Here is a 7614-nt window from a genome sequence, read left to right as displayed (position 1 = left end):
CGCGCGACTGCTCCGAATACCGCTTCGGCCGCTCCGCGGGCGACATCGACGGCCTGCCGCGCCCGGCTTCCGTGAGTCTGCGTCTCGCGGTGCTCCTGCCGATTCCCAGCACGGAGCACATCTCATCGAGGATGCGTCCCTTGTCCTTCTTCGACGCCTTCATGTATTCATCCCTGAATCTCAGGGTGACCTGCCGCTTCGTCGCCATGCTGATCCTGTCTTCCATAAGACAAGCCAAACAGGACCGATACCGTTCGCGCTCATTCCCGATGAGGCACCACCACACCCTACGCGCTCAAAAAACGTGAGGCACGTCGAACAACCGGCACAGCCGTAATCATCTGTAAAATCTACGTAGGGTCGCAATGAGACGGCTGCAAAACGATAGATTGGGGCATGATGCCAAAAGGACAACATATGACGAAGAAGAAAACGCCTCTACCGAGAACCATCGGCATGATAGCGTTTCGAGCGCTCGCCGTCATGGCCTGGCTGTTCGCGTTGCTGTTCGTGATTGCCGGATTCAAAGTAAACCTTTTGGGGCTCATATTCGGGATAATCGTAGCGGTAGCACTGGCTTTCGTGGGATTGGTGCTCTGGATCATAGGCGACATGATCAAAGACCCGGAAGAATTCAAAAGAAAGCAAGCCAAAACCGCGACTGAAAAGACCGAGGGAAGCATAGCTGGCATCACAGGGCAAGCTGATGCGCGAACGATTCCAGACTCCACTGCCTCGGCTGTTGACCTTCCTGAGGAACCGTTCGTGGCCGGTGCCGCAGGTTTCCATGCCGAGAAAAGCTCAGACGACCACATCCGCAACGAAAGCGGTGCCCACCCTGATGCCGATTACATCGTTCTCGATCTCGAGACCACTGGCTTCAGTCCGAAGACATGCGGCATCATCGATATCGGAATCGTGTACGTCAAAAACGACGAGCCGATTGGCGAATACTCACAACTTATCAATCCCGGCATTCCGGTACCGCCCGAAATAACCACTTTGACCGGCGTCGACGATGACATGCTCAAAGAACAACCGAGAATCGTCGACGTCGTACACGAGCTCCGCCGTCGGATCGGCGACCTGCCCATGCTCGGCCACAACATCCAATTCGACATCGGATTCCTCAACCAGGCATTCCAAGACGCCGGACTTCCCAGCCTCGGCAACGAGACCTTCGACACTGCGGATCTCAGCCGGGAGAAATACCCGACCGCCACAAGCCATACCCTCCAAGACGTCATGCGACGCACCGGCATCAACAAAACCGAGGAACACCGAGCGCTCGCCGACGCCAAAGACACCCTGGAATGCTACAAGAGACTCAAAGCCATCACGGCACCCCAACAAGTCAGTGACGATGACGAGCAGATCGCCTTGCGCCAGAAGCGGCAGAAAACCCAGACGGTATTCCGCAGCCGCCACATGGCCAACGCCGGAATCGAACTGCGCAACGAAAAACCCTACGGAATCGTCATACCCTCCAAAGGCGGCGTCGAAATCGTAGGCGAAGAAGAACACCAGGACAAACTCAACGAGTACGGAGCCGGCGCATGGTTCTGGGTCGAACTCCAACGAGGAGAAAACCCGAAAGGCACCCACATGGGAGAACCCACCATCCTCGTCACCCTCGACGGCGAACAAATCGGATGGATGACGCCCACCAACACCTCACGCCACTACCACCAAGTCCCCAAGATCGGCGGCGTCGCGCTCGCCCACACCAAATCAGGGAAAACCGCAGCCGTCAAACTCGACGTCCGCGTGGAAATGCCGGAGGCCGAGGCCCCTTCGGAGGAATACAAGACGGCACTCGCCGAATCTCGCCTGATGACGCAAAACAAATCCCAAACGGCATCTCAGACTCAGCAGGGGGCTCTGACATCTCAGAAGGCAAGAGCCGCAGGAGAAGGCACGGAAGCAAACATGTCCACATGGGGAACCGCAAACAAAATGCCCCACAAGAAAGACATCACCGGCCCCAAACGCACTCCGATCAAACTGAACGACAATGCCAGCGAGACGCTGGATCAATACGAAGACGGCACGCTGCTATGGGCGCTCCTGCGGAAGACCGTTATCGACGGCATGCTGGGCGTGCAGGTCAAAATCGGCCGAAAGCAAATCGGGACACTGGACCTGACGGACAATGCGGCATGCCTCGACCTGATTACAGATAACGGAGCCATGTCGAAAATCGAAATCGGAACCCAAGGCGGATCACGAACAGCTACCGCACTCATACGATAGGCCAAACAACATAATCAAGCCCCGGCGCTCGCAGACGAGCGACCGGGGCGATTTATATTCTAACGATTTTTGAGGCACATATTCTAGATGGATTGTCGAGCGGGGAGATGGTTCTGCGCCCAATTGACGTAGATTCTACAGAATTTTCTTTGCGGCCTCATCGACCGGCTTATTGAGATAGTCGGGAACTTCGGCGCTTGCTTGAATTCGGCGCAGAAGTTCTTGGCTGAGCTCCAAGGTCGTGTATTCAGACAGCGAGTAGCCCCTTGCAGCTTTGTTGGCCTCTTCTTCGGTCAGTGAACCGAGGATTACGAGAGCTTCGATTGGCGAGCGGCCGAAGGCTCGCGCGATTGTGATCGCATCGTCTGAGACGAAGGCGTCCTCTGTCCATTTGCGATGAAACGTGGCGACGGTCATGCCGACCTTTTTTGCAAGCTCTCGGTTGCTCATGTTGCCGCCGGAGATCTCCTCAATCCATTTTGTGAATGCACTCATGTTTACCTCCTAACTATGTGTCTCAATTATTAAACATACCGTATCAAATACGGTTTGACAACCGTTCAAGTTGTGGTACAGTTCGTTTAAGAAATTAAACACCTTGATTAAGGAGTGAGACATGGACGGGCTGGTCATATCCCCAAAATTCCTCGCCTCGTTGGAAGAGGAGCGCAAACTCAGCCATTCGGCATTTGTTGCCGCTTGTGGATTGACAGAGGAACGGTACAAGGAGTTGACCAACGGCAAGACGCCATCGGCGGTGGAAATCATAAGAATCGTGGCTGGATTCCAGCTAACCAATGGCGTGCCGATGATTCCGCGCTCGCAGAAGCTGGTGGCGTGATGTGCGGGAAGGCCATGAACACGGAGATTCACACCGAGGTGCGAGGCAACGACAGGTTCGCCAGCCTGGTCGCTTTCTACGAGCCCGATGACGAACGACTGGTCGCGACCCGCCACGTGGACGGCCACGTGACCATCCGCATCGGCAAGGGAGGAGCTGGCCCGCGCAGGGAACTCAGCCCCGAAGCCGCGAAGGCGCTCGCCGCCATGCTCACTACACCATCCAAGGAGGCGAAGTGATGAACGAGACAACCAAGGAAGCACTGGCCGGGCTCATGGAGGACTCCGGCAAATACGAGTTCGCGGACGCCACGCCATACGGCATCGTGTTCAGCACCGCGCCCGGCAAGTTCGAGATCGGCGTCACCCAGCTCATGCTCGACAACCAGGGCCACCTGTTCAGCCTCGACGCGGGCTGGGGTGGTGAAACCGTGTTCGTCACCGGCACCCCGCGCCAGATCCTCCAACGCCTCACGGCCAAGATCAAGAGCTTCTAAGGAGACCGACATGAGCGAGAAGAACACCGAAGCATTGAAGGACACGAGCCGTGTGCCGTTGGGAGAACGGCAGGCATGGTCGCCCGCCCAGGCCGCGCAGGTGTACTCACTCGACTACGAGGGAGTACGCCTGGCAATCAACAACGGCGACCTCGACACATTCCGCCCGCCGAACCGCTTCGGCAAACCAGGCCGCCGCAGGGTCACGAAAGCCGCGATGGACCGCTGGATCCGCGGCATGGAGGAATAACCCATGAACACGAACGAGACCACAACCGACTGGCCATACACACGAATCAAGACCATCGCGCTCGCCGCCGCCACGTTGCTCGCCCTGGCATGGCTGCTCACCCACGACGGATGCATGCACCCGCTGGGCAACACCATCGCCCTGATCATCTACGCGGGCTGCGGCGCGGCGCTCGCCACACCGTGGGCGGTGCGCAAGCTCGGACCATATCTCACCGAAGACGACGAACAGGAGGAGGAGTAGATGGCGAAGGATCCGAGCATGGTCATCATCCGCGGCAGGCTCGCCGCGGACCCGGAGCTCAGGACCGTCGGCGCCCAGGCCACGCCGGTCGTGAACCTGCGCATCCTGTCCAGCGGCGGGGAGAAGGACACGGCCGGCCAGCCGGTCGAAGTCACTCCCACGAGCTGGAACTGCGAGGCCTGGCGTGGTCTGGCCGAACACATCGCCGCGAGTCTGGCGAAAGGCTCCCAGGTGATCGCGGTGGCAAGGCCGAAGACCGACCGGTTCACCGCGCAGGACGGCACGGAGCGATGGTCCACCCGGTACGTCATCGACGACATCGGCGCCAGCCTGCAGCGCGCCACCGTGCAGATCACGAAAACAGGCGGCGGCCGGAACGGCAACCAACACCAGGCCGCGCCGGCTCCCGCGCAGGGTCATACGGGAGCCATGCGGAACAATGACGACTTCGATACCGGGGAGTGGTGATGACCAAACCGAAGTACACACAGCAGGAACTCGAACAACTGTATGCCATCGCGTTGCGCGACGGCTGGGACCAGCTGGAGCAATCCGAACGGCTCGCCGTGGGCCGCTACTGCAGGAAACACGGCCTGCAGCGCCACGGCATCACGCCGAGCGTGATCACACAGCCGGTGCAGGCCGAAACCGAAGACGACAAGCCCGTCAAATCCCAGCCGGAACCGTTGGCCCCGCCGGCGCCGGAAACCACCATGCCGGAACCGGCGGAAACCGAAGCACAGCCGGTGGGCAAGGACGAGGACCTGGCATTGCTGCGCTCCGTGAGGTTCATCGCGGACTGGCCCGCCGACATCCACGTCAAACCGGCGCCACCGGAAAGCAAATGGTCGAAACCCGCCAAGGCGCTGCGCAGGTTCGAAGGCAGGATAGCCGTGATCGGCGAGAACATGGAACGCCGCGCCGCGTTGAACCTCAAACAGCGGATCCTCCACGGCATCATCAAGGCCTTCACCCCCAAGGGCGCATACCGCGTGGAAGTCGCACCCGACCATCGGCACGAGGACAAATGGATCGTCTGCGCCCAATATCCGGGCGACAGCCTGAACACCGCGAAGAGGCCACGATGAGCGCACAGCATGTGATCGTCGTGGAGATTCCCAAACCGTTGTGGAAGAACGACAACGGCTCGCATGGCAACTGGTACGCGCACAACCGGCTCATGCAGACCCTCAAACGCCTCGGCTGGGCCGAAGCCGTCAACTGGAGGAACACGCATGGCGGGGTGAACTTCGAGCATTGCCGGCTCGACGTGTACGTGCAGTATCCACCCAACGGGAGAAGCCAAGCCGACCCCAGCAACGCCGACAACGTGGGCAAACCCATCATCGACGGGTTCACCAAAGCCGGACTCTGGCCGGACGACAACTGGCGGCACGTGGAAGGCCCCTTCTACCGGATGAGCCCCACCATCGCACCCAAAGGAATCCACCGGCTCGAATTCCACATCACCGAAACCATCGAAGGAGACGACAAGCATGGCCAAGCGTAAGCACGGACGCCAGCAGCTCGAACACCAACGCCAGCGCAGGCGCCGCAAACGCCTGCCCCGCACCCCGATACCCACCACCATGTCCAACGACCTCAAGGAACAGTGACCCGCAACCAATGGAAACCAACACCACAAGCCCGCTGATCATGGACATCCCCGCCACGCAGCTCATCCCCAACGCGGCCAACCCGCGCAAGACCGTGGGCGACGTATCCGAACTCGCCGCGAGCATCAAAGCCCAGGGCCTCCAGCAGCAGCTGCTCGTCACCCCGGCCGGCCAGGACACGGACGGCAAACCCCTCTACCGGATCGTCATCGGCCACCGCCGCTACCAGGCCTGCATCAAAGCCGGCATGACCATGATCCCCTGCACGGTGCGCCATCTCACCGACCGCGAGGAACGCGAGATCATGCTCGTCGAGAACACACAGCGCGCCGACCTGACTCCCATCGAGGAAGCCGACGGATACCAAGGACTCCTCGACCTCGGCGCATCGATCGACGAACTCGCCGACAAAACCGGCCGCAGCACCAGCTTCGTCCGCCGCCGCATCAAAATCGCCGGCATCCCGCAAGCCACCCGTGAGAAGGCCAAGGACTTCAGCCAACTCACCCTCAGCCAGCTCGATGCGCTCGCCGAATTCGCCGACGATCCGAAAACGCAAGCCCGCCTCGCCGAAAAGGCCGAAAGCAACGACTGGCGGTGGGAGCTCGAGAACGCGCGCGACCACAAACGCATGAACCAGTGGCGCCAGGCCGCCGACGAATACATCACGGCGAACCACCTGCACGCCATCAAGGTCAAGAACCTGTGGACCGACATGGACGGCTACGGCGCCACCCACGCACCCACCACGTCGAAACCGTTCGCCGAATCATGGGAGGAATACCTGAACAACGGCGGCAACCCCGCCAGCGTCATCCTCACCACCGAAAACTCCGGCTACGGATGGGCCGAACCCGCGACCCCCAAGGATCCCGCGAACACCGCGGAGGTCGAACGGCTCAAGGCCATCACCGCCAAGGAACGCGAACGCAAGGCCAAACTACGCGAATACGCGGCCACCAGCTACAAACTCCGCGCCGAATGGATCCGCAAAACCAGCGCCGACTGGACCGGCCAGCAGATGCGAGACGCCATCCAAACCCTCGCCAGGCTCGAAACCATCGGCACCGGCACCTACCTGCCCAACGGACTCGACGCCAACCAACGCGACCAGATGATCACCGCCTACAACCAGATCAGCGGCAAACCCCTACCCGACGAGAAAAAGAACCCCAAGGAAGGCACCTACCACCTCGACACCACAGCCAACCTCAACGAACTGCGCCGCCGAGCCGACAAACCCGGCCAGGAACTCCGCCAATTGACCCTCGTCATGCTCGCCCGCCAGGAAGCACGCATCACCCCCGAAACATGGGACGGCACCGGCTACGGCAGCACCCTCAAAACCACCGCCATCTACTACCAGGCGCTCGCATGGCTCGGCTACCAGCCAAACAGCAGCGAACAAAACGCAATCAACGGCAGCCTCACCACCCGGAAGGACCAACAATGAGCCCGCAACACGAAACCCAACGCATGAAACGCCAACAAGCGCTCGCCGTGGGCCGCATCGACACCACCAGCACCCTCACCGACACGCTCATCAGCATCGTCAACGCGATCCGCGACCAAGGAGCCCCCGAAGACGCCCTCGAACACCTCACCCAGGCGCTCGCCGGCCTCAACCAGACCCGAAGGGCGCTCGCCGCCGCATCACGCAGCCTCTACAGGCATTCGGAGGAACAGCCATGAGCCGCAGGGAAACCCGAAGCCGGCTCGAACGGCTCACACCCACCATGAGGGAGCTGCTGATCGCGCTGCTCAACCACACCATGCTGCCCGCCAACTCCAACAACAGCCGCACCTTCGCCGCGCTGGAGGAACGCGGGCTCATCCAACCCGACTTCTACGACAACTGGGCGCTCACCGACGAAGGCCACAAGACAGCGCGCGACCTGCTGAAAAGGAGATAACA

The 7614-nt window shown here is 60.4% G+C and carries 13 protein-coding genes and 1 pseudogene; 12 read left to right on the top strand and 2 right to left on the bottom strand.

The features are described from left to right. Positions 1-226 (bottom strand): annotated as a pseudogene (locus tag Tam1G_RS09410) (integrase catalytic domain-containing protein); the annotation flags it as partial. A 191-nt stretch (positions 227-417) separates the two neighbouring features. Between Tam1G_RS09410 and Tam1G_RS09405 the strand changes: the two are divergent. Beyond that, a complete protein-coding gene (locus Tam1G_RS09405) occupies positions 418-2253 on the top strand; it encodes a 3'-5' exonuclease (protein ID WP_165781976.1) in 1836 nt (611 codons plus the stop codon). Between the two features lie 135 nt (positions 2254-2388). Here Tam1G_RS09405 and Tam1G_RS09400 read toward each other — a convergent pair whose 3' ends face one another. Beyond that, positions 2389-2748 carry a helix-turn-helix domain-containing protein gene (locus Tam1G_RS09400; RefSeq protein WP_101626319.1) on the bottom strand — a complete coding sequence of 120 codons (360 nt, stop codon included), beginning with the start codon at positions 2746-2748 and terminating at the stop codon, positions 2389-2391. A 121-nt stretch (positions 2749-2869) separates the two neighbouring features. Here Tam1G_RS09400 and Tam1G_RS09395 point away from each other — a divergent pair, with 121 nt between their 5' ends. The 11 genes from Tam1G_RS09395 to Tam1G_RS09345 all read left to right on the top strand — a co-directional run bounded on the left by Tam1G_RS09395 (position 2870) and on the right by Tam1G_RS09345 (position 7612). After that, a complete protein-coding gene (locus Tam1G_RS09395; RefSeq protein ID WP_101626318.1) occupies positions 2870-3094 on the top strand; it encodes a hypothetical protein in 225 nt (74 codons plus the stop codon). Between the two features lie 14 nt (positions 3095-3108). Next, positions 3109-3333, top strand: a complete 225-nt coding sequence (locus Tam1G_RS09390; RefSeq protein ID WP_133125002.1) for a hypothetical protein — start codon at positions 3109-3111, stop codon at positions 3331-3333. Further along, positions 3333-3590 (top strand): hypothetical protein, encoded by a 258-nt coding sequence (locus tag Tam1G_RS09385; RefSeq protein WP_033891748.1) that lies wholly within the window; start codon positions 3333-3335, stop codon positions 3588-3590. The genes Tam1G_RS09390 and Tam1G_RS09385 overlap by 1 nt, the downstream gene beginning before the upstream one ends. A gap of 10 nt (positions 3591-3600) precedes the next feature. Continuing rightward, positions 3601-3840 carry a hypothetical protein gene (locus Tam1G_RS09380; protein ID WP_033891747.1) on the top strand — a complete coding sequence of 80 codons (240 nt, stop codon included), beginning with the start codon at positions 3601-3603 and terminating at the stop codon, positions 3838-3840. Positions 3841-3843: 3 nt separating this feature from the next. Next, positions 3844-4083 carry a hypothetical protein gene (locus Tam1G_RS09375; RefSeq protein ID WP_101626316.1) on the top strand — a complete coding sequence of 80 codons (240 nt, stop codon included), beginning with the start codon at positions 3844-3846 and terminating at the stop codon, positions 4081-4083. Then, positions 4084-4551 carry a single-stranded DNA-binding protein gene (locus Tam1G_RS09370; protein ID WP_101626315.1) on the top strand — a complete coding sequence of 156 codons (468 nt, stop codon included), beginning with the start codon at positions 4084-4086 and terminating at the stop codon, positions 4549-4551. Next, positions 4551-5171: a hypothetical protein gene (locus Tam1G_RS09365; RefSeq protein ID WP_101626314.1), complete on the top strand. Its 621-nt coding sequence runs from the start codon at positions 4551-4553 to the stop codon at positions 5169-5171. Before Tam1G_RS09370 ends, Tam1G_RS09365 begins: the two co-directional genes overlap by 1 nt. After that, positions 5168-5593: a RusA family crossover junction endodeoxyribonuclease gene (locus tag Tam1G_RS09360; protein ID WP_101626313.1), complete on the top strand. Its 426-nt coding sequence runs from the start codon at positions 5168-5170 to the stop codon at positions 5591-5593. Before Tam1G_RS09365 ends, Tam1G_RS09360 begins: the two co-directional genes overlap by 4 nt. A 116-nt stretch (positions 5594-5709) precedes the next feature. Next, positions 5710-7152 carry a ParB/RepB/Spo0J family partition protein gene (locus tag Tam1G_RS09355; RefSeq protein ID WP_101626312.1) on the top strand — a complete coding sequence of 481 codons (1443 nt, stop codon included), beginning with the start codon at positions 5710-5712 and terminating at the stop codon, positions 7150-7152. Continuing rightward, a complete protein-coding gene (locus Tam1G_RS09350) occupies positions 7149-7391 on the top strand; it encodes a hypothetical protein (protein WP_101626311.1) in 243 nt (80 codons plus the stop codon). Before Tam1G_RS09355 ends, Tam1G_RS09350 begins: the two co-directional genes overlap by 4 nt. Continuing rightward, positions 7388-7612, top strand: coding sequence for a helix-turn-helix domain-containing protein (locus Tam1G_RS09345; protein WP_101626310.1), 225 nt, complete (start codon positions 7388-7390; stop codon positions 7610-7612). Before Tam1G_RS09350 ends, Tam1G_RS09345 begins: the two co-directional genes overlap by 4 nt. Positions 7613-7614 lie beyond the last annotated feature (2 nt).

Origin of the sequence: Bifidobacterium imperatoris, assembly GCF_002860405.1 — a bacterium.
In the GTDB taxonomy this organism is placed as follows: domain Bacteria; phylum Actinomycetota; class Actinomycetes; order Actinomycetales; family Bifidobacteriaceae; genus Bifidobacterium; species Bifidobacterium imperatoris.
Note: the sequence above shows the minus strand (reverse complement) of the source record. Positions and strands in the feature narration are given on the sequence as shown.

Bases quoted from the DNA above. Each gene is read 5' to 3' on its own strand.
- Tam1G_RS09405 (WP_165781976.1), top strand. From the start codon at position 418: ATGACGAAGAAGAAAACGCCTCTACCGAGAACCATCGGCATGATAGCG.
- Tam1G_RS09400 (WP_101626319.1), bottom strand. From the start codon at position 2,748: ATGAGTGCATTCACAAAATGGATTGAGGAGATCTCCGGCGGCAACATG.
- Tam1G_RS09395 (WP_101626318.1), top strand. From the start codon at position 2,870: ATGGACGGGCTGGTCATATCCCCAAAATTCCTCGCCTCGTTGGAAGAG.
- Tam1G_RS09390 (WP_133125002.1), top strand. From the start codon at position 3,109: ATGAACACGGAGATTCACACCGAGGTGCGAGGCAACGACAGGTTCGCC.
- Tam1G_RS09385 (WP_033891748.1), top strand. From the start codon at position 3,333: ATGAACGAGACAACCAAGGAAGCACTGGCCGGGCTCATGGAGGACTCC.
- Tam1G_RS09380 (WP_033891747.1), top strand. From the start codon at position 3,601: ATGAGCGAGAAGAACACCGAAGCATTGAAGGACACGAGCCGTGTGCCG.
- Tam1G_RS09375 (WP_101626316.1), top strand. From the start codon at position 3,844: ATGAACACGAACGAGACCACAACCGACTGGCCATACACACGAATCAAG.
- Tam1G_RS09370 (WP_101626315.1), top strand. From the start codon at position 4,084: ATGGCGAAGGATCCGAGCATGGTCATCATCCGCGGCAGGCTCGCCGCG.
- Tam1G_RS09365 (WP_101626314.1), top strand. From the start codon at position 4,551: ATGACCAAACCGAAGTACACACAGCAGGAACTCGAACAACTGTATGCC.
- Tam1G_RS09360 (WP_101626313.1), top strand. From the start codon at position 5,168: ATGAGCGCACAGCATGTGATCGTCGTGGAGATTCCCAAACCGTTGTGG.
- Tam1G_RS09355 (WP_101626312.1), top strand. From the start codon at position 5,710: ATGGAAACCAACACCACAAGCCCGCTGATCATGGACATCCCCGCCACG.
- Tam1G_RS09350 (WP_101626311.1), top strand. From the start codon at position 7,149: ATGAGCCCGCAACACGAAACCCAACGCATGAAACGCCAACAAGCGCTC.
- Tam1G_RS09345 (WP_101626310.1), top strand. From the start codon at position 7,388: ATGAGCCGCAGGGAAACCCGAAGCCGGCTCGAACGGCTCACACCCACC.